Annotated in this window: 19 protein-coding genes; 9 read left to right on the top strand and 10 right to left on the bottom strand. The window is 71.8% G+C overall.

Translation table 11 applies throughout. The features are described 5' to 3' along the window. Positions 1-136: 136 nt before the first annotated feature. Positions 137-1906: a proteasome ATPase gene (gene arc / locus ACFQRF_RS05625; RefSeq protein WP_379869415.1), complete on the bottom strand. Its 1770-nt coding sequence runs from the start codon at positions 1904-1906 to the stop codon at positions 137-139. A gap of 161 nt (positions 1907-2067) precedes the next feature. Then, positions 2068-3018: a tRNA (adenine-N1)-methyltransferase gene (locus ACFQRF_RS05630; RefSeq protein ID WP_379869416.1), complete on the bottom strand. Its 951-nt coding sequence runs from the start codon at positions 3016-3018 to the stop codon at positions 2068-2070. A 260-nt stretch (positions 3019-3278) separates the two neighbouring features. Between ACFQRF_RS05630 and ppgK the strand changes: the two genes are divergently transcribed. The 3 genes from ppgK (at position 3279) to ACFQRF_RS05645 (ending at position 6464) form a co-directional block, all read left to right on the top strand. Beyond that, positions 3279-4073: a polyphosphate--glucose phosphotransferase gene (gene ppgK, locus ACFQRF_RS05635; protein ID WP_379869417.1), complete on the top strand. Its 795-nt coding sequence runs from the start codon at positions 3279-3281 to the stop codon at positions 4071-4073. Positions 4074-4564: 491 nt separating this feature from the next. After that, positions 4565-5887, top strand: coding sequence for a helix-turn-helix domain-containing protein (locus tag ACFQRF_RS05640; protein WP_379869419.1), 1323 nt, complete (start codon positions 4565-4567; stop codon positions 5885-5887). Between the two features lie 103 nt (positions 5888-5990). After that, positions 5991-6464, top strand: coding sequence for a hypothetical protein (locus ACFQRF_RS05645; RefSeq protein WP_379869767.1), 474 nt, complete (start codon positions 5991-5993; stop codon positions 6462-6464). A gap of 396 nt (positions 6465-6860) precedes the next feature. Here the strand turns inward: ACFQRF_RS05645 and ACFQRF_RS05650 are convergent, their stop codons facing one another. Continuing rightward, positions 6861-7946 (bottom strand): site-2 protease family protein, encoded by a 1086-nt coding sequence (locus ACFQRF_RS05650; protein WP_379869769.1) that lies wholly within the window; start codon positions 7944-7946, stop codon positions 6861-6863. Positions 7947-8120: 174 nt separating this feature from the next. Here ACFQRF_RS05650 and ACFQRF_RS05655 point away from each other — a divergent pair, with 174 nt between their 5' ends. From ACFQRF_RS05655 to ACFQRF_RS05680, 6 genes are all read left to right on the top strand, one after another. Beyond that, a complete protein-coding gene (locus ACFQRF_RS05655) occupies positions 8121-8930 on the top strand; it encodes a RecB family exonuclease (RefSeq protein ID WP_379869420.1) in 810 nt (269 codons plus the stop codon). Between the two features lie 119 nt (positions 8931-9049). Beyond that, on the top strand, positions 9050-10378 hold the full coding sequence (locus ACFQRF_RS05660) for a sensor histidine kinase (protein WP_379869422.1): 1329 nt from the start codon (positions 9050-9052) through the stop codon (positions 10376-10378). A 52-nt stretch (positions 10379-10430) separates the two neighbouring features. Next, entirely contained in the window at positions 10431-11111 is a 681-nt protein-coding gene (locus ACFQRF_RS05665) for a response regulator (RefSeq protein WP_379869423.1), read from the top strand. 136 nt (positions 11112-11247) lie between these two features. Next, positions 11248-11757, top strand: a complete 510-nt coding sequence (locus ACFQRF_RS05670) for a hypothetical protein (protein WP_379869425.1) — start codon at positions 11248-11250, stop codon at positions 11755-11757. Next, a complete protein-coding gene (locus ACFQRF_RS05675) occupies positions 11754-12140 on the top strand; it encodes a thiol-disulfide oxidoreductase DCC family protein (RefSeq protein WP_379869426.1) in 387 nt (128 codons plus the stop codon). Before ACFQRF_RS05670 ends, ACFQRF_RS05675 begins: the two co-directional genes overlap by 4 nt. Positions 12141-12604: 464 nt before the next feature. Continuing rightward, complete coding sequence (locus ACFQRF_RS05680) at positions 12605-14038, top strand: threonine/serine exporter family protein (protein WP_379869428.1); 1434 nt, start codon at positions 12605-12607, stop codon at positions 14036-14038. 145 nt (positions 14039-14183) lie between these two features. Here ACFQRF_RS05680 and ACFQRF_RS05685 read toward each other — a convergent pair whose 3' ends face one another. From ACFQRF_RS05685 to ACFQRF_RS05715, 7 genes are all read right to left on the bottom strand, one after another. Then, positions 14184-15983, bottom strand: coding sequence for an ABC transporter ATP-binding protein (locus tag ACFQRF_RS05685; RefSeq protein WP_379869429.1), 1800 nt, complete (start codon positions 15981-15983; stop codon positions 14184-14186). Between the two features lie 96 nt (positions 15984-16079). Further along, positions 16080-17093 carry an ABC transporter permease gene (locus ACFQRF_RS05690; protein ID WP_379869430.1) on the bottom strand — a complete coding sequence of 338 codons (1014 nt, stop codon included), beginning with the start codon at positions 17091-17093 and terminating at the stop codon, positions 16080-16082. 94 nt (positions 17094-17187) lie between these two features. Next, positions 17188-18963 carry an ABC transporter substrate-binding protein gene (locus ACFQRF_RS05695; RefSeq protein WP_379869431.1) on the bottom strand — a complete coding sequence of 592 codons (1776 nt, stop codon included), beginning with the start codon at positions 18961-18963 and terminating at the stop codon, positions 17188-17190. A gap of 106 nt (positions 18964-19069) precedes the next feature. Then, complete coding sequence (locus ACFQRF_RS05700) at positions 19070-20095, bottom strand: ABC transporter permease (protein ID WP_379869432.1); 1026 nt, start codon at positions 20093-20095, stop codon at positions 19070-19072. Between the two features lie 545 nt (positions 20096-20640). Further along, positions 20641-21144, bottom strand: a complete 504-nt coding sequence (locus tag ACFQRF_RS05705; protein ID WP_379869434.1) for a cellulose synthase — start codon at positions 21142-21144, stop codon at positions 20641-20643. A gap of 70 nt (positions 21145-21214) precedes the next feature. Next, positions 21215-21457: a hypothetical protein gene (locus ACFQRF_RS05710; protein WP_379869436.1), complete on the bottom strand. Its 243-nt coding sequence runs from the start codon at positions 21455-21457 to the stop codon at positions 21215-21217. A gap of 174 nt (positions 21458-21631) precedes the next feature. Continuing rightward, entirely contained in the window at positions 21632-23395 is a 1764-nt protein-coding gene (locus ACFQRF_RS05715; RefSeq protein WP_465262329.1) for an ABC transporter substrate-binding protein, read from the bottom strand. Between the last annotated feature and the right edge of the window lie 189 nt (positions 23396-23584).

Genomic DNA, 23584 nt, shown 5'->3' on the forward strand with positions numbered 1-23584 from the left:
GGGCGTTCTCGTGTCCTTCCCGGCACCTGATCGGGTCGCGGCCTATTTGCCGTCACCCTGCCATCACACCGACCAGAAGCAACACGAACGAACGGGGCCCCACCGGAACTCCGGTGGGGCCCCGCTGGCGCTGTCGCTACAGGTACTGCCCGGTGTTGGCCACCGTGTCGATGGACCGGCCGGAGTCGGCGCCCTTCTTGCCGGACACCAGGGTGCGGATGTAGACGATCCGCTCGCCCTTCTTGCCGGAGATCCGGGCCCAGTCGTCGGGGTTGGTGGTGTTGGGCAGGTCCTCGTTCTCGCTGAACTCGTCGACGCAGGCCTGGAGCAGGTGGGAGACGCGGATGCCCTTGGTGTTGGTGTCGATGAAGTCCTTGATCGCCATCTTCTTGGCGCGGTCGACGATGTTCTGGATCATGGCGCCGGAGTTGAAGTCCTTGAAGTACAGGACTTCCTTGTCACCGTTGGCGTAGGTGACCTCAAGGAACCGGTTCTCCTCGGTCTCGCTGTACATCCGCTCGACGACCCGCTGGATCATGCCCTCGACCGTGGCGGACGGCGAGTCGCCGTGTTCGGCCAGGTCGTCGGAGTGCAGCGGCAGGTCGTCGGTGATGTACTTCGAGAAGATGTCGCGCGCCGCCTCGGCGTCGGGGCGCTCGATCTTGATCTTGACGTCGAGGCGGCCGGGGCGCAGGATCGCGGGGTCGATCATGTCCTCGCGGTTGGAGGCGCCGATGACGATGACGTTCTCCAGGCCCTCGACGCCGTCGATCTCGCTGAGGAGCTGCGGCACGATGGTGTTCTCGACGTCGCTGGAGACGCCGGAGCCGCGGGTGCGGAAGATGGAGTCCATCTCGTCGAAGAAGACGATGACCGGGGTACCCTCGCTCGCCTTCTCGCGGGCGCGCTGGAAGACCAGCCGGATGTGCCGCTCGGTCTCGCCGACGTACTTGTTGAGCAGCTCCGGACCCTTGATGTTCAGGAAGAAGCTCTTGCCGACGTCGCGGCCGGTCTTCTGCGCGACCTGCTTGGCCAGCGAGTTGGCGACCGCCTTGGCGATCAGCGTCTTGCCGCAGCCGGGCGGGCCGTACAGCAGGACGCCCTTGGGCGGGCGGAGCCGGTGCTCGTAGAAGAGTTCCTTGTGCAGGTAGGGCAGTTCCACGGCGTCGCGGATCATCTCGATCTGACCACTGAGCCCGCCGATGTCGGTGTAGGAGATGTCGGGCACCTCCTCAAGGATGAGCTCCTCGACCTCCGACTTGGGGATGCGCTCGTAGACGTAGCCGGAACGCGCCTCCAGCAGCAGGGAGTCGCCGGGGCGGACGGGCTGGTCGCGCAGCGGCTCGGCGAGCCGGACGATCTTCTCCTCGTCGTGGTTGGAGATGACCAGCGCGCGGTCGCCGCCGTCAAGGATCTCCTTGAGCATGACGACCTCGCCGACCGTCTCGAAGGCCAGCGCCTCGACGACGTTGAACGCCTCGTTGAGCATGACCTCCTGGCCGGGGCGCAGCTCGTCGATGTCGACCGACGGGCTGACGTTCACCCGCATCTTGCGGCCGTTGGTGAAGATCTCGATGGTGTCATCCTCGCGGGCGCCGAGGAACACGCCGAAGCCGGACGGCGGCTGGGCCAGCCGGTCGACCTCCTCCTTGAGCGCCACGATCTGGTCGCGCGCCTCCTTCAGCGTCGCGACCAGACGCTCGTTCTGTCCGTTGACGGCGGCCAGGTTGGCCTGGGCTTCGCGGAGACGGTCTTCGAGCAGCCGCACGTGGCGGGGGGAATCGGCGAGCTTGCGCCGGACTACGCTGAGTTCCTTTTCCAAATAGGAGACCTGAGCCGTGAGGTCTGCGACTTCACGGTCGCGCTCCGCCTGACGCTCGTCGTCGCGATCGGCCACGTCCGCCACCTCCCTAGAAGAGGACGACTACTCGAAACCCTACCTACCCATGGACTATTCCTAACCTGTCCCCGCCGCTCAGTGTCGAACCACTCACTTTTCGATCTTGTGGACGCCTAGCTCAGCCTGATAGTGGGCTACGTCACGCAAGCAGAACGTAACCCCGGCGCCTAGGGACGGTCATCCGGTTCGACCCGAACACCCGGTTCCGGGCCGTCCGTAGTGGCTGGACGGTCCGCGCCGCGCTCCGCCCGCGACTTCTCCCATTCCTCACCATATGCACCCTTTGCGGGCCGACGGCGCCGCTCGGGGGCGACCGTCCCCTCGGCGAGCCGGCGCGCCGTCACCAGGAACCCGGTGTGCCCGATCATGCGGTGGTCCGGGCGCACCGCGAGCCCTTCGACGTGCCAGGTGCGCACCAGCGTCTCCCAGGTGGCGGGCTCGTAGAAGCCGCCGTGCTCCCGCAGCGCCTCCACGACGCGGGAGACCTGCGTGGTCGTCGCGACGTAGGCGCAGATGAGACCGCCGGGGATGAGCGCGCCCGCCACGGCGTCCAGGCACTCCCACGGCGCGAGCATGTCGAGGATGACGCGGTCGACGTCGGTGTCGTCGATGCTCTCCGCGAGGTCCCCGACGGTCAGCCGCCAGGCCGGATGCGGCCGGCCGAAGTACCGCTCCACGTTGGCCCGGGCGATGTCGGCGAAGTCCGCGCGGCGCTCGTAGGAGGAGACCAGCCCCTGCTCGCCGACCGCGCGCAGCAGCCAGCAGGACAGCGACCCCGAGCCGGCGCCCGCCTCGATCACCCGCGCGCCGGGGAAGATGTCCGCCTGCGCGACGATCTGCGCCGCGTCCTTGGGGTAGACGATGGTGGCGCCGCGCTTCATCGACAGCGTGAAGTCCGAGAGCAGCGGACGCAGCGCCACGTAGGCGGTGCCCGAGGTGGCGCGCACCACGCTCCCCTCGGGGGTGCCGATCAGGTCGTCGTGGTCCAGGCGCCCCCGGTGGGTGTGGAACGCCGTGCCGGCGCGCAGGGTGATGGTGTGCATGCGTCCCTTGGGGTCGGTCAGCTGCACGATGTCGCCGTCCTGGAAGGGTCCGCGGCGGCCGTGGATGCCGGTCACTGGTTCTCGTCTCTCCCGCACTGGTGTCCGTCCGAAGCAGTCGCCCAGCGTATCGGCCGTGATCAGCACCGGCGTAATCGAGGCGATCTCGGGCGGGCGGCGGTCAGGGGGTGGCCTGGCTAACACCGTCGGGCGGAATGCGGGTTGAATAGGGGGAACGAGGTTGCGGGGGGACAGAGTCACGGCACCGCGGCGGGGAGCCCCCGCCCGGGTCCGCGGTGGGCCGGACCGCCTCCCTAGTGCAGAAAGGCAAGCACTCGATGGTGAACAACGCGCCGAAGGTCGGACTCGGCATCGACATCGGCGGCAGCGGTATCAAGGGCGCACCCGTGAACCTGGAGACGGGTGAGTTCGTGGTGGATCGTGTAAAGATCGCCACCCCCCAGCCGTCGACGCCGCAGGCCGTGGCCAAGGTCGTCGCGGAGATCGCCGGAGCCTTCCCCGAACACGTCGATCCGGGCTGCCCGCTGGGCGTGACCTTCCCCGCGGTCATCCAGCACGGTGTCGCGCGCAGCGCCGCCAACGTCGACAAGTCGTGGATCGGCACCGACGTCGAGCGCCTGCTGTCCCACGAGACCGGCCGGCGGGTGAACGTGGTGAACGACGCCGACGCCGCCGCGATCGGCGAACACCGCTACGGCGCAGCCGCCAACACCCCGGGCGTCGTGCTGATGACGACGCTGGGAACCGGCATCGGCACCGCGCTGCTGCTGGACGGCAGGCTGGTGCCCAACACCGAGCTGGGCCACCTGGAGATCGACGGGCACGACGCGGAGACCCGCGCCGCCTCCAGCGTCAAGGACCGCGAGGACCTGTCCTACCAGGAGTGGGCGGAGGACCGGCTGCAGCGCTACTACTCGGTGATCGAGGAACTGCTGTGGCCGGACCTGATCGTGGTCGGCGGCGGGGTGAGCCGCAAGGCCGACAAGTTCCTGCCCTACCTGCACCTGCACGCGCCGATCGTGCCGGCCAAGCTGCGCAACACGGCGGGCATCGTGGGAGCGGCCGTGCTCGCCGTGGAGCGCTTCGGCGCGGAAACGGCGAGCGCTGGGTGAGCCTCGGCCGAGGCCACGGCGGGCCGGGACGCCCCCTCCGCGTCCCGGCCCGCCGGCCGTGCGGCCGCGCCGTCCTCGCCGGCCGCACGTGACAGTGGGCGGCCGCCGCGGGGTTCGCGGCACCGCCGTCGGTGCCCCGTCCCCGCGGCTCAGCGCCGCCCCGCGGGCGCCCTTCCCCGTTCCCGGTGCCCGGCCCCTGCCGCAGCCGCCGGGGTCACCGGAGCGCCCGGCGGTGCGCGGTGCCCGCGCGCACGGCGCCGGCTCCATGGCCACGTCCGGCCACGGCGGCGCTGCTCGCTCCGGGTATTTCTCCAGTCATCAGACCTCCCTCTCGGTCAGGTTTTTCCGAGAATGGGGGACTTTGGTCCCTTGACAGCCCTTGAACTCTGCCCGATTCGCGCACGTTTCAGAGACCGTTATGCGCACGCCGCATAGCGCCACTTCTGTCGGTCATAGCCGAGAATGCCAGGTAGCGCCCCTAATCTAGGCTCATGCCCCAACGCGACGGCGCACTTTCACCGGAGTTTTGGACCCGCCCCGCGATGGCCGCCGCGCTCGCCACATGTGACATGGCGGCGATCGTCGAGGCGGTCCGGTCGGCACGCGGCTGGTCCCAGGCCGGGCTCGCCCGCAACCTGGGCTACTCCCAGAGCTGGGTCTCGCGCGTGGTCAACGGGCAGCAGTCACTGACCCTCGACCAGGTGCGCGAGATCGCCCGGCGCCTGGACATCCCCGTGCACCGGCTCCGGTTCGCGGGCGGATTCCCCGCCCGCGAACCGCACGCGCCGGCGCGTCCCGCCGCGGTGCCAGCGACGGGCGGCGGGAAGGGGGATCCCACGCGACGCAGGGAGTTCGGCAAGGTCCTCGCGGTGGCCTCGCTGCCGCTGCCGATGGCTCCGGTGTCCAGCGACGTGGACGAGAACACGGCACCGACCTTGCGCGCCATCACCGGGGGGCAGCGCCGGCTGGACGCCTCCTCCCCCGCCCGCGACCTCATCTCCTCGGCGGTGGCGCACCTCGAACTTTCCGGACGGACCCTGGGGCGGGCCCGGCGCACCCCCTTCGCCGCCGACATCGCGGCGGCGGCCAGCGAGGCCGCCGGCTTCGCCGCGTGGCTGCACGCCGACATGGGGGACGTGGGTTCGGCGCGGTCCCACTACCGCGCCGCGGTGGAACGCGCCCGTCAGGCCGGGCACGAGTTGCTCGGGGTGTACATGCTGGGCAGCCTGGCGGCGTTCGAGATCGACGCCGACGAACCCGAACTCGGGCTGGCGCTCGCGGGCGAGGCCGCCCGCCGGCTCGGGGATGACGCCCACCCCACGGCCCGGGCCTGGCTGGCGTGCGTACGCGCCACCGGGCACGCCGCGATCGGCGACGGACCGGCCGCGCACCGGGAACTGGGCTCGGCCGACCGCGCGGTGGCGCACACGGCGAACCGCGAGCCGCCGTGGCCCTGGGTCTTCCCTTTCGACGAGACCAAGCTCGCGGGGTACCGGGCCCTCGTCGCGGTCCGCCTGCGCCGCCCGGGCGACGCGCTGGCCGCCTTCGGCGAGGCGGCCCGCGTCCCGGCGGGGGCCAAACAGCGGGCCGTGCTGCTGGTCGACCTCGCCGACGCGCACGCCGACGCCGGGGACGTCGACGAGGCGTGCCGGCTGGCCTCGGAGGCGCTGCGCATCGGCGCGGCCTTCCAGTCCGACCGCGTCATCAGCCGCGTGCGCCGATTCCGGCGGCGCTACCGCGGCCCGCGGGCGCGCTGCGTGAGCACGCTGGACGAGCAGATCAACTCGGTGCTCGCCGGGCCGCTACGGCTCTGACGGGCCCTGTACTGGGTAGAGAGATATCCACCTCGACGGACAGAGCGGTCAAGCCGGACGGCGGCCGGAGCGCCCGGTCCCGAGCGAACGAGGAGTCGGCATGGTGCGGCGTATCGCGATCACCGGACACCGGGGGCTGTCCCCCGACGTGGAGCGGAAGGTGGCGCACCTGCTGCGCGCGCACCTCGCCGCCGCCGGGCCAGGAATCGTCGGCCTGTCCTGCCTCGCGGACGGCGCCGACACGCTCTTCGCGCACGCCGTCCTGAACCTCGGCGGCACCCTGGAGGCCATCGTCCCGGCGGAGGAGTACCGCGCCGGACTACCGGCCTCCCATCACGTGACCTACGACGATCTCCTGGGCCGGGCCGCCCTCGTGCACCACCTGCCGTTCCTCATCTCGGCGCCGGAGGCGCACCTGGCCGCCGGCGAGTACATGGTTCGGCACTGCGACGAACTGACCGCCGTCTGGGACGGTGCGCCCGCCCGCGGGCCCGGCGGCACCGCCGACGTGGTGGCCTACGCCCGGCGGGAGGGCCGCCCGGTGACGGTGCTGTGGCCGGACGGCGCCCGGCGTTAGGCGCCGGAGGCCCCCACCGGCCCGGAGCCGGTCGTCCGGTCCCGGCCGCGCAGGCGGTCCGTCCGCTCCCGGCCACGGACGGCGATGGTGATCGGCCACGGATGGACCGGCAGCGGCGGCGGAGGAACAGCCGACCGCGGCGCCGCCGGTGTTCCGGTAGGACGGGGTGGGCGTTCACCGCATCTCCGGCCGCGCCAGCGACGTCCTCGGCCTCGGCTACCCCCGCACTCGGTCACGGTGCACTGCACCGTGCCGCTTCCGCGATTCGGGGGCATGCTCCGGCTCACCGACGGCACCACCGGGGTCACCGGGTACTCCCTGGCCGACCTGGTGCACTTCACGGACGGCTGCTCCACCCCGGGCCGCTAGCGGCGACGCGCCATCGGCTCGCCCCGATCACGCTTCGGCGAAGGCGGCGTTGACGTCGGCGGCGCGCAGCACGCCGTAGATGGAGCCGTCGGCCTCCACCAGCAGGTACTCCGGCACCGGATAGCGGCGGAGCGCGTCCAGCAGCTCCTCGCCGGACAGGTCCGCGGGGATCATGATGTCGGGGGTGATGGCGCGCGCCACGCTGGACACCGGAACCCAGGGGCGGCGCGGCTCCGGCACCGCCGAGGCCGCGGAGTCGCTGACGATCGAGGTGGGCGTGCCGGCCGCGTCCACCACGACGATGGCGCCCGCCTGGCCCTCGGCCATCCGGCGCTGGGCTTCGGCGAGCGAGGTGTCCGACGGCACCGCCACCGGCCGCCGGGCCAGCACCCGGCCGCGCAGCCGCGGCAGCCGCTCGCGGAACCGGGACGCCCGCAGCGAGGAACCGGCCCCCATCCAGATGAACGAGCCGAGCAGAACGGCCCACAGCACGGCGAACAGGCTGAGCGAGGTCGCGCCGAGCCACGCCGAGGCGAACGGCAGCGCGATAACGAGCACGGCGAGGCCGCGCCCCACCCAGGCGGCGACCAGGGTGCCGACACCGGGCCGGCGGGTGAGCGCCCAGACCAGCGCGCGCAGCAGCCGTCCGCCGTCGAGCGGCAGGCCGGGCAGCAGGTTGAACACGCCGACCAGCAGGTTGGCCACCCACAGTTGCCAGACGAGCACCCCGGCGATGCTGGCCGGTTCCACGAACTGGTATCCGGCGAAGCCGACGGCGGCCAGCACGAGCGACAGCAGCGGGCCGGCGAAGGCGACCCAGAACTCCCGGCCGGGGGTGGGGGCCTCGCGCTCGATCTCCGAGACCCCGCCGAGCATGTACAGCGTGATGCGGCGGACCGGCAGCCCGTACAGCCGCGCCACCACCGAGTGCGCCAGCTCGTGCACGAGCACCGACGCGTACAGCAGCACCGCGAAGACGAACGCGACGAGGTAGGAGAGCGGACCCAGCGCCAGCGCGCCCTCGACCACGGGCTCGTAGAGCACCGTGATGACCGCCGCGATGAGCAGCCAGGACGGGGAGACGTACACGGGGATCCCGAAGGGCCGCCCCATCAGGAGTCCGGACCGCCGCCCAGGCCGCGTCGAGGAGGTTCCGCTGTCGTGTTGGCTCACACCCGTCAGGCTACGTGGTCACGGACGGCGACCGGACCCGCCGTGCCGCTGGACGGCGCGGGGCTGTGGACGGCGCGATCTCCGCGCCGGACGGCGCGCGTAGGCTGTGGGGCCATGGACTCCCCGCTCCCCCTCGCCCGGGCGCTGTCACCGTCGCGGGCCAGCGACTTCCTCCAGTGCCCGTTGCTCTTCCGGTTCCGTGTCATCGACCGGCTGCCGGAACGCCCGAGTGCGGCCGCCGTCCGCGGCACCCTGGTGCACGCGGTGCTGGAGCGGCTGTTCGAGCTTCCCGCCGAGACCCGGACGGTGCGCTCGGCGCTGGCCCTGCTGGAGCCGCAGTGGCGGCGGCTGCGCGATGACCGCCCCGAGGTGGCCGGGCTGTTCGCCGACGAGGCCGAGGAGACCGGCTGGCTGGAGGCCGCCCGCGCGCTCATCCGGCGCTACTTCGAGATGGAGCGCCCGGCCCTGCTGGAACCGCGCGACCGGGAATTGCGGCTGGAGGTGACTCTGCGGTCCGGGCTGCGGCTGCGCGGCTACGTCGACCGGCTGGACGTCGCCCCCACCGGCCAGATCCGGGTCGTCGACTACAAGACCGGGAAGACGCCCGCCCCGCGGTTCGAGGACAAGGCGCGGTTCCAGATCTTCTGCTACGCCGTCATGATCTGGCGGGAGATGGGCGAGATCCCCACCCGCCTGCAGCTGATGTACCTGGGCGACGGCGGGGTGCGCTGGTACGAGCCCACCGAGCAGGAGCTGCTGGCCGCCGAGGCCGAGATCGACGCCATCTGGCGCGCCATCGAGGACACCGCCCGCTCCGGCGAGTGGCTGCCGCGGCGGAGCAGGCTGTGCGACTGGTGCGACCACCGCACGGTCTGCCCGGAGTTCGGCGGCACTCCCCCGCCGCTGCCGGCCGCGGCCGGGTGACGGGCGGGACGGCGGAGGGCACCCTCCGCCGTCGCGGGCGGGCGGTCATCCCGGCGAAGGAGAGGGGATCACCCCTGAGGAGGGCACGCGGGCGCCGGAACCGGCTCTAGCGTGGTGACGTGACGGATTCTGGACGCGGCTCGCGCACGGCCGGGCGTTGGACCGCCCGGATGCGGGCCGTGGCCACCCGCGCCGTGCTGACCGACGCGCTGATCGTCGTGGCGGTGGCCGGGATCAACGCCGCCATGATCTCGGGCCGGATCCACGGTCCCGAGTCGGAGTGGCCGTGGGGGGACGACCTGGCCGGGCAGCTCGCCGGGATCGGGCTGTCCCTGCTGCTGTTCGCCCGCCGCCGCTTTCCCACCACCGTGTTCGTGCTGCTCTCGCTGTGCGGACTGGCCGCGGATCACGCCGGGGTGTTCGTCCAGCCCGTGGCGTCGCTGGGTGCCGTGGCGGCCGTCCACGCCGCCGGCCGGCATCTCCCGCTCCGCCGCTCCCTGGTGGGCCTGGGGTGCGGCACCGTCGTCAACATCGCGGTCTCCCTGGCCTCACCGTTCTTCGAGATCCAGATGACCGTGTGGAACATCGCGTTCTACCTGAGCTGGATCTTCGGTGGCTGGTGGCTCGGCCGGCTCGCCCGGCTACGGGCGGCGCATCTGGCGGAGCTGCAGGCCCGGGCCGCCCGCCTGGAGCACGCCCGCGACGCGCACGCCCGCGCGGTGCTCGCGGAGGAGCGGTCCCGGATCGCCCGGGAACTGCACGACGTCGTGGCACACCACGTGAGCGTGATGACCGTGCAGGCCACGGCCGGCCGCCGGGTCATCGACCGGTCGCCGGAGCGGGCGCGGCAGGCGCTGGAGGACATCGAGGAGACCGGCCGGCAGGCGATGTCGGAGATGCGGCGGATCGTGGGCGTGCTCCGCACGTCGGGTTCCGGTGCCACCGGCCGCGGCCCGCAGCCCGGGCTGGCCGACCTCCCGGACCTGCTGGGCCAGGTGCGGGAGACCGGGGTGTCGGTCACGCTGCACACTCAGGGCGCGGCGCGCCCGCTGCCGCCCGGCCTCGAACTGACGGTGTACCGGGTGGTGCAGGAGTCGCTGACCAATGTCCTCAAGCACGCGGGGCCGGACGCGACCGCGGCGATCACCCTGCGCTTCGAGCCGGGCGCGGTGTCGGTAGGTGTCGAGGACGACGGGGCGGGTCCGGCCGCCACCGATCGCGGCGGCGACGAGCCGGGACACGGCCTGCTCGGCATGCGGGAGCGGGTGTCGCTCTTCGGCGGCGACCTGGAGGTCGGACCGCGACCCGGCGGAGGTTTCGCGGTACACGCCCGGATCCCGGAGAACAGGTCGGGCGGTCCCGACCGGTCCGCGGTGTCGGCGGTCGGTGCGGACGCCGTGGCGGGGCGCCCGGCTCACGGACGCGGCCCGGAGGACGAGCGGGCCTGACGCCGCCGCTCCGCGGTTCGCCGCATCCGCCGTGATCGGCCACAATTGCGGCATGTCCATCCGCGTCCTGCTGGTCGACGACCAGCCACTGCTGCGCACCGGCTTCCGGCTCATCCTGGAGTCCGAACCGGAGGTCTCGGTCGTGGGCGAGGCGGCCAACGGCCACGACGCCGTCGCCGCCACCAGACGGCTGCTCCCGGACGTGGTGCTCATGGACATCCGGATGCCGGGCAAGGACGGCATCGACGCCACCCGCGAGATCCTCTCCTGGGCCAGGTCCGCCGGTCAGCAGGTCCGGGTGCTGGTCCTCACCACCTTCGACCTGGACGAGTACGTTGTGGAGGCCCTGCGGGCCGGAGCGTCCGGCTTCCTCCTCAAGGACGTGCCACCGGACGACCTGGTGGCGGCGATCCGGGTCGTGGCCGACGGCGCGGCGATCGTGGCGCCGGCGGTGACCCGGCGGCTGCTCGACCGGTTCGCCGACAAGCTGCCCAGCACCCGCGAGGCACCGCCGCCGCGGCTGCACCACCTCACCGATCGCGAACGCGAGGTGCTCCGGCTCCTGGGGCGCGGACTGTCCAACGCCGAGATCGCCCGCGAGCTGGTGGTGAGCGAGACCACGGTCAAGACCCACGTGGGCAACGTCCTCACCAAGCTCGGGCTGCGCGACCGGGTGCAGGCGGTGGTCTACGCCTACGAGACCGGGGTCATCCGGCCGGGCGAGGGTGACTGAACCGACCGCGACGAAAGCCGGTCTCCCGGCTCGTTCCGGTGAGTGAGACGGGATGGTTCCGCCGGTCGAGGTCCGCGCCACCGGCGGCCCGCTACCTTCGTGCCGTCCGAAGTACCTCCTGCCCCTGAGGAACGTCGTGCCCGCCCTGCCCACCCTGCTCACGTTCGGCGACCGGCTGCACGCCCGCGCCAGGCGCGTCCCCGCCCTGCACCGGTTCACATGGGGGGTGCGTGCCCTGCTGGCGGTGGGGTTCGCCCTCCCCGGGTGGGTCAAGTTGCGGGGCGAGATGTTCGGCAACCTGCCCGATCACGGACCGACCGCGGAGTTCCTGCACGCGTTCGACCGCGTCGGCCATCTCGCCGAGTTCGTCGGCGTGTGCCAGATCACGGCGGCGATCCTGCTGCTCGTTCCGCGTACCGCGCTGCTGGGCGCGCTGATCTATCTGCCCGTCATCGCCGGCATCACGGTGATCACGCTCACCACCGAGTTCAGTCGGTCTTTCACCGGGCTGATCACCACGCTGATGCTGCTGGGCTGCGGCTACCTGATCTGCTGGGACTGGCACCGAATCAAATCCGTGCTCGACCCCGGCCTGGACGACCCACCGGTCCCTGACGAGCATCACCCCACACAGGAGGGACGATGACCTCGACTCCGCCGATCCTCGTCTATGACGGCGACTGCGGCTTCTGCACCCGAAGTGTGCGGCTCGCGGCACGACTGCCCGCCGGCCTCTCCTATCGCCCATGGCAGGCCACCGACCTGGCCGCCCTGGGAATCACCGAGGACCGCGCCCGCCGTGAGGTGATTCTGGTCGACGCGAAGCACCGCGTATACGGCGGTGCCGCGGCCGTCGCCGCGCTCCTGCGGCACTGCCGTGGCGCCTGGCCGGTGCTGGGCCTGCTGCTCGCCGCTCCCGGGGTGCGCGCGGTCGCCGCCCGGCTGTACCGCCGCATCGCCGACAACCGGTACCGGCTGCCCGGCGCCACGCCCGCCTGCCGGCTTCCGCCGGAACGCCGGCCCGGCTGACCGACCGTCTACAGTGTCCTCTGTGGGGTCCATCCACCCCGGCTGACCTGCCGCGGCCCATGGTCCGCCGCCAGGCTCACCGGCCGGGCGAACGCCCGCGCCCGACGTCGCACGACCACCGCCGAGAAGAGCATTTGGAGGCAGGCACGCCGGGAATCCACCCGACGGTCCCCGGTCCGGGGCTGCGCGGCGGCCCCGGACATCGGCCGCGGGTCACCGCCGCGCGGGGACCCGCGTCTTCCCGGCTGCGACGATGGCCCGGTGATGCAGTTCACCGGCCGCGCTTCGGGCGCTCCGCCAACCGCCACCACGACGCACGCGTCTCACCGTGTGGTCCCGGCCCCGTCCGGGGATGGACCCGGGCGGTGGGACCGCCCACCTGATCCCATGACCCTACCGCCGGGCGCGTCGTCGTCGCCCGTCCGAGCCGCGAGACTCTCGCGAGGAGGTATCGAAGACCGCCGATGGCGCAGCGACCGCAGCGGCCCGCCCCGCTGAACGACACCAACCTGCTGAGTCGCCTCCGGGACTGGCGCGCCGCCCGGGAGACCGAACTGGGCCCCGACGGGCTCGACGACGACGCCGTCGGGCTGCCCGACCCCCGGGCCATCGACCTGGTGCTCCGCGTCGGCGAGCTCCTGCTGGCCAGTGGTGAGGCCACCGAGATCGTCAGTGAGGCGATGCTCAGCCTCTCCGTGGCCTTCGAGCTGCCGCGCAGTGAGGTGTCGGTCACGTTCACGGCCCTCACCCTCTCCTGCCATCCCGGGGGCGACCATCCGCCCATCACCGGCGAGCGCGTGGTGCGGCGCCGCACGCTCGACTACTTCCGGGTGAACGAGCTGCACACGCTGGTGCAGGGCGCCGCCCTCGGGCAGGTGGAGCTGGAGGGCGCGATCGCGCGGCTGCGCATGATCAAGCGCGCCCGGCCGCCGTACCCGCGATGGCTGCTGGTGACGGCGTTCGGGCTGATCGCGTTCAGCGCCAGTCTCATGGTGGGCGGCCAGTTCATCGTCGCCGCGGCCGCCTTCGCCGCCACCGTGCTGGGCGACCGGATATCGGTGTTCCTGGCCAAGCGCGGGGTCGCGGAGTTCTACCAGATGACCGCGGCGGCGGTACTCGCCTCCAGCATGGGCGTGGCGCTGCTGTGGGCGAGCTCGGAGCTGCACCTGGGCCTGCAGGCCGGAGCGGTCATCACCGGTAACATCATGGCGCTGCTGCCCGGCCGGCCACTGGTGTCCAGCCTGCAGGACGGGATCAGCGGCAGCTACGTGTCGGCGTCGGCGCGGCTGCTGGAGGTGTTCTTCACCCTCGGCGCGATCGTGTCCGGGGTCGGGGCGGTCGCGTACACGGCGGTGCGTCTCGGCGTCGACATGAAGCTCGACGACCTCCCCTCGGCCGGCACCTCGCTGGAGCTGCCGGTGCTGCTCAGCGCCGCGGGGATCGCGGTGGCCTTCGCGATCTCGCTCACCGTCCCGCCGCGCATGCTGCCCGCCATCGGGGCGATGGGCATCCTCATCTGGGTCGTTTATGCGACCCTGGCCAGCACCGCGACACTGAACGTGCCGCCGGTCGTGGGAACCGCGGCGGGCGCGGTGGTGATCGGGGTCATCGCGCACTGGCTGGCACGCCGTACCCAGCGTCCGGTGCTGCCCTACATCATTCCCGCCATCGCCCCGCTGCTGCCCGGCAGCATCCTCTACCGCGGCCTGCTGGAGATCAGCCTGGGGGACCCGGTGGCGGGTCTGCTGAGCGTGTCGGAGGCGGTCGCGGTGGGGCTGGCGCTGGGCGCCGGCGCCAACCTGGGCGGCGAATTGGTGCGCGCCTTCCAGCGCGGCGGTCTGGCCGGCGCCGGCCGGCGCAGCCGCCCTGCCGCCCGGCGCACTCGCGGCGGGTACTGACCGGCGGCCGGGCGGTGAACGCCGCCCGGCCCGTTTCCGCTCCGCACGAGGGAACGCCCCCGTCCCCGCCCGGGATGCGGCGGCCGCTCCGGCGCCGCCGGACCGGTGCGGCGGCGCCACGGGCGGGATCGGGACCGGCCGGGGATCAGACCCCGGCGTTCTCCCCGGCGTCCTTGCGCAGCCGGGAGCGCTCGGCACGCAGGCGGCGGGCCTCGTCGGGGTCGAGGACCGGTGCCGCCGCCAGGAGCTGCTGGGTGTAGGCGTGCTCGGGACGCTCGTAGACGGAGTCGCCGTCGCTCATCTCCACGATGCGGCCCTTGCGCATCACCGCCACTCGGTCGCTGACCTGCCGGACGACGGCGAGGTCGTGGGCGACGAAGATGAGCGTGAGGTCGAAGTCGTCCTGCAGTTCGGCGAGCAGCCGCAGGACCTGGTCCTGGGTGGAGACGTCCAGCGCGGAGACCGGCTCGTCGCAGATGACCAGTTTGGGGCGCAGGATGAGCGCGCGGGCGATGGCGATGCGCTGCCGCTGACCGCCGGAGAACGCGTGCGGGAACCGGTTGTAGTGCTCCGGCTCCAGGCCCACGCGCTCCAGCAGCTCCTGGACCCGCCGGCGAATCGCCTTGGTGTCGCGCTCGCCCTGGACCCGCAGCGCGGTTCCGATGCTGTCGCCGATGGTGATCCGCGGGTTCAGCGACGAGTAGGGGTTCTGGAAGATCATCTGCATGTCGCGCCGCAGCGGGCGCAGCTGCCGGTCGGGCAGCCGGGTGATGTCGCGCCCCTCGAAGACGACGCGGCCCTCGGTCGGCTGCAGCAGCCGCATGATCATCCGGGACAGCGTGCTCTTGCCGGAACCCGACTCGCCCACGATGCCGAGCGTCTCGCCCCGGTGCAGCTCGAACGAGACGTCGTCGACCGCGTAGAAGTCGCTGGCGGCGCCGAACATCCCGCCGCGCACCCGGAAGCGCTGGCGGACGTTCTCGACCTTGAGCAGCGGCTCGCCGGTCCCGGCCGGCGCGGGCGCCGGCCGCGCGGGGGCGGGGGCCGGCTCGGCGGCCTTCTCCTTCCCGGCCTCGGCGCGCTCCGCCCGGATCTGCGCGCGCCGCTGGGCGCGGGAGACCTCCACCCGCGGCACGGCGGCGAGCAGCGCCTGGGTGTAGGGGTGCTCGGGCTCGGCCAGCACCTGCCGGACGTCGCCGTGCTCGACGGCCCGCCCCTTCTGCATCACCAGGACCTCGTCCACCGATCCGGCGACGACCGCGAGGTCGTGACTGACCAGGATGAGCGACATCCCCAGGTCGCGGCGCAGATCGTCGAGCAGGTCGAGGATCTGCGCCTGGACGGTGACGTCGAGCGCGGTCGTGGGCTCGTCGGCGAGCAGCACCCGCGGCTCGCACACCAGGCCCATGGCGATGAGCACGCGCTGGCGCATGCCGCCGGAGAACTCGTGCGGGTAGGAGTGGACGCGGCGCGCCGCGTCCGGGATGCCGACCCGCTCCAGCGCTTCGACGGCGCGGCGGCGCGCCTCGGCCGTGCTCGCGCCCGGGTGGTGCGTCCGGTACGCCTCGATGATCTGGTTGCCGATGGTGTACTGCGGATGCAGCGACGACATCGGGTCCTGGAACACCATGGCGATGTCGTTGCCGCGCAGCGCCCGGATCTCCTGATCGGTGGCGGTGACCACGTTGGTGCCCGCCACCAGGAGTTCACCGCTGATCCGCGCGCGCGTGCCGCGGTGCAGGCCCATCAGGGCCAGCGACGTGGCGCTCTTGCCGGACCCGGACTCGCCGACGATGCCCAGCGCGCCGCCGGCCGGCACGTCGAACGACAGCCCGTCGACCGCGTGGACGTCGCCGTCCATGGTCGGGAAGGTGATCTTCAGGTCACGGACGCTGACGACCGCCTCGGCGGTGTCGGGCCGCTGTCCGGTTCCTGGTGTGGTCATTGCCGTTTCCTTCTGCTCGGCCGCCTCCGGGACGGCCGGAGACTGCGGTGGGGTCGTGGTGGGTGGGGCCCGCCGACGGCTGCCGGCGACCGTGCGCTACCCCGCGACGCGGACCCGCGGGTCCACCCAGGCGTAGAGCAGATCGACGATGAGGTTGCAGACGACCACGAAGAACGCCCCGAACAGGGTGACGCCCAGGATGACGGGCAGGTCGCTCTGCACGATGGCCTGGACCGCGTAGCGCCCGATGCCGTTGAGCGAGTACACCTGCTCGGTCAGCACCGCGCCGCCGAGCACCAGCCCCAGGTCGAGGCCGAAGATGGTGAGGATCGGGGTCAGGGTGGGGCGGAGCCCGTGCTTGAACACCACGGTGCGCTCCCGCAGGCCCTTGGCCCGCGCGGTGCGGATGTAGTCCTCGCCCATGGTCTCCAGCATGCCCGCCCGGGTCTGGCGCGCGTACATCGCCGCGTGCAGGAAGGCCAGCGTGAACCACGGCAGGATCAGGCCGGTCGCCCACGCGATCGGGTTCTGCAGGAACGGCGTGTAGCCGGGCGTCGGGAAGATGCCCCAGGCGTGCACGAGGAAGGCGAGGGCGAGCAGACCGGTGAAGAACACCGGCAGCGAGACGCCCGCCAGGGCCACGCCCATGGCGACGCGGTCGAAGAGGCTGCCCTTCTTGATGGCGGAGATCATGCCGACCGTGACGCCGCCGACCAGCCACACCACGGCCGCCCCGATCCCCAGCGAGAAGGTGATCGGCAGCCGGCGCACGATCTCGGGGAAGACCTCCTGGTAGTTCTGGAAGGAGTAGCCGAAGCAGGGGGCGGAGCATTCCACGACGTTCGGGCCGAACTGGTACGTGGCGCCGACGAAGATGCCCCGGAGGAACTCCCAGAACTGCAGGGCGATGGGCTGGTCCAGGCCGAGCCGATCGATGGTGGCCTGGATGGCCTCGGGCGTGGGGGCCTTGCCCACGTACATGGTGGCGAGCTGTTCGGTCGTCTGCCCGGCCAGCCGCGGTACCACGTAGAAGATCGCGAACGTCACCAGCGTGACGATGGCGAGCAGCAGGGCACCGGCCCCGAGACGACGGAGGATGTATGCGATCAACGTGGCCGGCCGCGGCGGGCCGGCCGGGCCGTTGCCGGCCCGGCCGCCCCCGCGGACTTCACCTGCCTTCTCACTGCTCGAAGGGACGGGTCTGCTACTCGTTCGTGGTGCCGAGGGCCATGTAGTCGTACATGGCCCAGCCGGCGTGGAAGTACACGTTGGTGACGTTCTGCGGCCGGTACAGCACGGACTTCTCGAACACCGCCGGCAGGATCGCGGCGTTCTCCATGACCAGGCGGTCGATCTCGCCGTAGATCCGGGCCTGCTCCTCGGGGTCCTCGGTGCGGACGACCTCGTCGAACAGCTCGTTGACCTCGCGGTCGTCCAGCTCCGACAGGTTGGAGTTGCCGGCGTCGCGGATGTTGTCACCGTCCACGATGGAGCTCATGAAGCCGTAGCCGGTGGGCCAGTCGGGGATCCACCCGTAGATCATCAGGCCGAGGTCGTTGTCGTGCACGAAGGACGGCGAGCCGGCCTGGGTGTTGGTGTAGGTGTCCGACGGGTACTGCTTGATCTCGGCCTCGATGCCCACCCGGGCGAGGCTCTCCTGCAGCGACTCCGCGGCGTTGACCTCGGTCGGGCGGTCCGAGCGGACTCCGATGTTGGTGCTGAAGCCGTCGCCCTCGCCGCACTCCTCCAGCTTCTCGCGGGCGGCGTCGAGGTCGCCGGTGCGGCCCTCGGACGGGTACAGGTCGATCTCCGGGTCGGAGCCGTTGATGGCCGGCGGGATGATCTGGGTCGGGATCGATCCGCCGACCTCGCCGCCCCAGGCGCGCTGCAGGCCCTCCTGGCTCGCGGCGAACATGACCGCCTGGCGGCAGGCGACGTCGTCCAGCGGCTCGACCACGGTGTTGATGGCGACGTAGCGGAGCGCGCCGGTCTCGGGGTTGTCGATGTTGGCGCGGCGGGCCTCGTCGGTGACGACCTGGCCCTTCATCGCCGGGCCAAGGCCGGTGCCGGCGAGGTCGACGTCGAGCTGGCCGTTGACGAGCCGCTGGTCGATCTCGTTCTGCTCGATGCCCTCCTCGACCGTGATCCGGTCCGGCAGCGCGTCGCGGATCGGGTCGGTCTCGGGGTCCCACTCCTCGTTGCGCACCAGCGTGACGCCGTTGCCGGGGGCGTAGTCGTTCTCGAACCGGTAGGGGCCGGAGGACACGACCCGCTCCTGGTACTGCTCGCCGCGGTCGGCGTCGGCCGGGACCGGGGCGGTCTGCGGCTGCAGCAGGACGTAGTTGAGGTCGGCGAACGGCTCCTTGAGGTGGAAGACGAGGGTGCGCTCGTCCGGCGTCTCGATGCCGTCGAAGCCGGCCAGCGGATCGGCCTCGTTGGCGTAGGGCCCCTCGTAGTCCTCGCTGTCGGCCAGCAGCGCCGAGAAGTACTTCGGCCCGTTGGGCAGCGCCTGCTCGCCGAAGTTGCTGCGCGCGATGGCGTACTTGATGTCCTCGGCGACGATGGGCGAGCCGTCCTCGTACCGCAGTCCCTCGCGCAGCCGGACGGTCCAGGTCAGGCCGTCGTCGCTGACCTCGGGCATGTCCTCGGCGAGGTCGGGCACCGGCTCGGTGGAGTTCGCGCCGGGCTCGGGGCTGTAGGTGTAGAGGGTGCGGGCGTAGTAGCGGCTGAAGTTCCAGACGTAGCCGTAGTAGGTGTTGCCCGGGTCCAGCGACTCGATGTCGGAGGACATGGCGTAGCGCAGCGTGCCGCCGGCCTGGTCGGAGGCGTTGACGACCTCGGTGGCCCCCTGGTTGTAGCTGCCGGTGGCCTCGCCGCCACCGCCGCCGCCACCGCCGCAGGCGCTCAGCAGCAGGGTCGCCGCGGCGCCGGCGGCGAGTGCGCCGAGCGCCGGTTTCCTCAGTGTCCTCTGGGTCCTCACGTTGGTTCCTCGCCTTTCTCGCAGGCTGCGGGATGGGATCGGGTGCTGGGGAAGCCCGTACAGGGCCGGCGCGTGGGTGCGCCGTTCGTCCGCGTCGCGCTCCGGCTCAGTCGGTCGAGCGGGGATCGAAGGCGTCGCGGAGGCCGTCACCGAGCAGGTTGAACGCCAGCACGGTGATGAAGATGGCCAGTCCCGGAATGATCACGAAGTGCGGGGACGTCGTGTAGTACTGCAGCGAGTTGGACAGCATGCCGCCCCAGCTGGGGGTCGGCGGGTTGATGCCCACGCCGAGGAAGGAGAGCGACGCCTCGAAGATGATGTTCGTCGGGATGAGCAGCGTCGAGTAGACGAGGATGGGCGTCACCAGGTTGGGCAGCAGCTCGCGGAACAGGATGTAACCGTTGCTCGCTCCCAGGCTGCGGGCGGCCTCGACGAACTCCCGCTCCTTGAGTGTGAGCGTCTGGCCGCGCACGATGCGCCCGATGTAGGGCCAGTTGAAGAACCCGATGATGAAGATGATGACGGCCACGCGCAGGCCGTTGCCCTGCAGCCCGAAGGCGCCGTCGGGGATCACGCCGGCCAGCGCGATGGCGAAGAGCAGCAGCGGGAAGGCCAGGAAGATGTCCATGGCGCGGCTGATGACGGCGTCGATCCAGCCGCCGAAGTAGCCGGCGATGACGCCGAGGAGGGTGCCGATGACCACGCACAGGATCGTGGCGCCGAACGCGACCAGCAGCGAGATCTGCGCGCCGTAGACGATCCGGCTGAACAGGTCTCGTCCGTTGACCGGCTCCAGGCCGAGCAGGTGGTCGGCGCTGATCCCGCCGAGCGGGTCGAGTCCGCCCATGGGGTCGCTGGGGTCGCGCAGCACGCCGCCGGTCAGGGGGTCGATCAGGCTCTGGTGGAACTCGTTGGGCGGGTAGCCGAACCACCGGGTGAGCAGCGGCGCGAGCAGCGCGACGAGGATGAGGAACGCGACGACGATGCCGCCGCCGAGCGCCACCTTGTCACGGCGGAACCGCTGCCACGCGATCTGGCGCAGGGACCGGTTCGCCGTGTTGCGAACGCCGTGGGTGATCGCCTCTGGTCCGGCCTGGTCGGCCGAGTTCGGTGCGTCCAAAGGCGCGGTCATGGCACCACTTCTCCCCCACTACTCCGCTTGTGGCTGCGGTGTCGAGCTCCGGTGGATGTTCCGGGCGGCGGCACGGTCCGTGGTTCCGGGCGGGGCGGCCGGGGTGCGGCGGCCGTCACCGACAGTGAGTGGGTGACCCACCGCCGGGGGCGTGCGACCGTGTACGGCTCGGATTCCCGAGTGGATCCAGATGGACACTGCCGGTACACGCCGGTCATTCGACGTGCACGGCGATCAATGTACGCGCCAGTACCTTGCAGAACGTCCAATTTGTCTGCTTGTAGCCGAATCGTGATTCGAGCCTCATGTTTCCGTCACTTCTCGTAACATGGCGGCCGATAGTGTCGCGCCACCGAGTGTGCCGGAGAACCCGCCCCGCACCACAGAGGCGCGCCTCGGCCACGGTGATCCCTCCCCAGAAGAGCGCCCGCACAACCGTCACACGGGTGCGCGCCGCACACCGGGACACAGCGGAAACCCGCCGGAAACCGGCGGGTCTCAGCTGGTCGCGAGGGTTCTGCGGCGGGGCGCCGGGCCGGTTCCGGTCAGCCGATGCCGCGGCGGCGGAGCAGCTCCTCGATGTCGCTGAAGTCGTCGTCCGCGGAGTCCGCGCGCTTGCCGCCCGCGGCCGAGGCGCCGGCCGCCGGACCCGTGCCCGCGCCGCTCACCGCCGGCCGCCCGCCCGAACCCGTGGCGGGGGCCTTCGCGCCGCCGTCGGCCGCCCGGCGCCCGCGGGTGCCCACGCCCCGGGCCCGCATGACGCCCGAGACGACCCACAGCACCACGGCGAGCCCGGCCACCACGACTCCGGCCCACACCACGGGGTTGAACACCAGGCCGGCGAAGAACCCGGCGAGGTCGCTGACCAGCCGCCACAGGATGGTCATCAGGCCCATGAGCCCGGCGGCGAGCGGCAGCAGCGACCACGCCACACCGCGCAGCCCGGCCGCCGCACCGCGGCGGCGCCACACCACCCAGGAGACCAGCAGCCCCACGATGGTGAGGGCCGCCCCGAGCATCGGACCTTCGAACGGGATCTGCGTCGGCATACCACCAGTCTCGCACTTCAGGACCCGTCGCGACATCGGGTGAGTCCCCTAGGTAAACGGGGGACGTCGGCTACGCCGATCGGCCGGGATTCGCCTGGTTCGGACCGTTCCGCTCCTGCGCGCGGAAGGCCCGGCTCGACTCGGCGTTCCTTCGGGCGTTCGGATCGACGTCGGCGCCCGCGTGCCGGGTGAACTCCCGCAGGGGAAAGTCCATCGAGACGACCTCCCGCCCCGACGCGGGATAGGTGACGACCGTGGGTTCGTCTCCCAGATCGTCGGCCCCCCTGGAACCTCGCGCCTTCTCGGTCGCCATGCTCGTCACCGTCCTCATCGTCGTGAACCCGCGCGTGCCCCGGAGAGGGCCAACGCGTCATTGGGCCGGGTTCCGCCCGGGGCAGTCCGCCCACTCGTCGCAACCGCGAGAAACGCGGACACCCCGGCAAGCGCCGGGACGTCCCGGTGGGCCGCCCCGGCGTTCGGCAAGGGATCAGGAGCCGGTCTCCGTGGTGCCCAGCACCGCGTAGTCGAACATCTTCCAGCTCGGGTTGAAGAACGCGTTCGTCAGGTTGTCCGGCCGGTACAGCACCGACTTGTGGAACACCATCGGGACGATGACGGCGCGGTCCATCACCAGCTCGTCGATCTGGGCGTAGATCTCCGCCTGCTCGTCAGGGTCCTCCACCGTGATGACCTCGTCGAACAGCTCGTTGATCTCGGGGTCGTCCAGCTCCGACAGGTTGGAGTTGCCGGCGTCCTTGATCGCGTCACCGTCGAGGATCTGGCTCATGTAGCCGTAGCCGGTGGGCCAGTCGGGCATCCAGCCGTAGATCATCAGGCCCAGCTCGTTGTCGTGCACGAACGACGGCGAGCCGGCCTGGGTGTTGGTGTAGGTGTCCGACGGGTACTGCTGGATGCTGACCTCGATGTCGGCGCGGGCCAGCGACTCCTGGATCGCCTCGGCGGCGGCCACCTCGGCCGGCCGGTCCGAGCGCACGCCGAGGTTGGCGGAGATCCCGCCGTCCTCGCCGCACTCCGCCAGCTTCTCGCGGGCGGCGTCGGCGTCGCCGGCGTGGCCCTCGGAGGGGTAGGGGTCGAGGTCGGGGTTCGCGCCCGCGATCACCGGGGGCAGCACCTGGGTGGCGATGGTGCCGCCGACCTCGCCGCCCCAGGCACGCTGCACCGCCTCGCGGTTGACCGCGTACTGGATGGCCTGCCGGCACGCCTGGTCGTCGAACGGCTCGACCTGGGTGTTGACCGCGAGGAAGTAGTGCGCGCCGTTCTCGGGGTTGTCGAGGTTGGCCCGCGCCGCATCGTCGGTGACGACCTGGCCCTTCATCGCCGGGCCCAGCCCGGTGCCGCCGAGGTCGACGTCGAGCTGGCCGTTGGCCAGCCGCTGGTCGATCTCGTTCTGCTCGATGCCCTCCTCGACCGTGATCCGGTCCGGCAGCGCGGTGCGCACCGGGTCGGTCTCGGCGTCCCACTCCTCGTTGCGCACCAGGGTCAGGCCGTTGCCCGGCCGCCAGTCGTCCTCGAACCGGTAGGGGCCGGAGGACACGACGCGCGCCTGGTACTGCTCACCGGTGTCCGCCTCGGGCGGCACCGGCGCGCTCTGCGGCGGCACCATCACGTAGGTGAAGTCGTAGAACGGTTCCTTGAGGTGGAAGACCAGGGTGTGGTCGTCCGGGGTCTCGATGCCGCCGAAGCCCTCGAACGGGTCGTCGGGGTCGGCGTAGGGCCCCTCGTAGTCCTCGCTGTCGGCCAGCAGCTGCTGGTAGTACTTGGGGCCGTTCGGCAGTGCCTGGTCGCCGAAGTTGCTGCGCGCGATCGCGTAGCGGATGTCCTCGGCGACGATCTCCGAGCCGTCCTCGTAGCGCAGCCCCTCCTTCAGGCGCACCGTCCAGGTGAGACCGTCCTCGCTCACCTCGGGCAGCTCCTCGGCGAGGTCGGGGACGACCTCGCGGCCGGCCTCGCCCGGCGCCGCGGTGTAGGTGTAGAGGGTGCGGGCGTAGAAGCGGCTGAAGTTCCAGACGTAGCCGTAATAGGTGTTGCCCGGGTCGGTGCTCTCGATGTCGGCGCTGATCGCGAAGCGCAGGGTGCCGCCGGTCTGGTCGGAGGGGTTGACGACCTCCGTGAGTCCCTGGTTGTAGCTGCCGGTGGCCTCGCCGCCACCGCCGCCGTCGCCGCCGCAGGCGCTCAGCAGCAGCGCCGCGGCGGCCCCTGTCGCGGCCATCGTCAGTACCCGTTGACGCACTGGCTGTCCCTTCTCGTGGGGGATCGGGGTGTGGATGGGCACCCAGGATCACAACGACGCCGGCGCGCGATCCCCGCTCGTGACCTGCGGCGACCGCGCCGGAGGGCGGGGGCGCGACGGGATACGGGCTGGTGACGGAAGCGACCGACGTTGCTGGCACCCTAATGCAGAAAGCCACGCTTTTCGGGG

The sequence above is a fragment of the Marinactinospora rubrisoli genome, from assembly GCF_042664915.1.
Taxonomy (GTDB): Bacteria; Actinomycetota; Actinomycetes; order Streptosporangiales; family Streptosporangiaceae; genus Marinitenerispora; species Marinitenerispora rubrisoli.